This is a genomic window from Lutimonas halocynthiae, from assembly GCF_030409835.1.
In the GTDB taxonomy this organism is placed as follows: domain Bacteria; phylum Bacteroidota; class Bacteroidia; order Flavobacteriales; family Flavobacteriaceae; genus Lutimonas; species Lutimonas halocynthiae.
In genome coordinates, this window is the sequence record NZ_JAUFQO010000008.1 from 1 (window position 1) to 909 (window position 909).

General features: G+C 34.0%; 1 protein-coding gene. It reads right to left on the reverse strand.

Translation table 11 applies throughout. The features are described 5' to 3' along the window. Positions 1-291 precede the first annotated feature (291 nt). Positions 292-909: hypothetical protein (locus QWY87_RS11685; protein WP_290291351.1), on the reverse strand; the 618-nt coding region annotated here is incomplete at its 5' end.

Genomic DNA, 909 nt, shown 5'->3' on the forward strand with positions numbered 1-909 from the left:
ATACTGGGTACTTTACTTTTGTAGTTTAATTGATATATGATTTCTCCCTCGAAGGATTGAGCCGAAATTTTTAAAAGCCCGAGTAGAAAAAGTAAAATGGTTAGGTTTTTTTTCATTTACAATTTATTTTGATTTTCTTTATTTGGCGTGCATAGTGCACAACGGTTTGGGTATGAGCAGTAGCTCTCCCCTGATGTTGTTTTATTTTATTTGTTTGTTTTTACTTTGATTTTCGTTGTGTTACGAATTGAAGCTATTGCTTATACCCGTTGTTGTGCACTTGTGCTTTAATTAATATGGACTCTTTTCAGTCATGACACCTTCAGGGATCTTGAATATATCAGAGTTTAACTTCTTAGGGTCGATTTTAACAGCAGTACTTTTAATAATGCACTCAGGTGTCTCAATGTAAGCCATCATAGGTAAAGCTCCAGATATTTTTAAATAATCAAACCAATGACCTAAGGCATGGTTCTCAAAAAGTGAAATGTCTATTGACAATTCAGAATTGAAATAGTATTTCTCATTTCCATTTTTACACACAAAGATGACCTCATCACACTCATAACCTAAAATCTTCAGAGCCTTTTTGTTGATTAATACTTCTTGAATAGTATTTCCCTCCTTACTGGCATCAATCCAATAAGCCATGTTTGAATCCGCTAACTTGTTATAGAGTTTATTCTCAGTATTAATGTACAGCTGCCATTCCATTCCTGTACCGTCCATCAGAGCTTTGTAGTTCCCTTCTTTGATAAAGTAATTTTGAGTCGTACCCATCATTTCGTTGAATTGTTCATCTGAGATACTGGGTACTTTACTTTTGTAGTTTAATTGATATATGATTTCTCCCTCGAAGGATTGAGCCGAAATTTTTAAAAGCCCGAGTAGAAAAAGTAAAATGGTTAG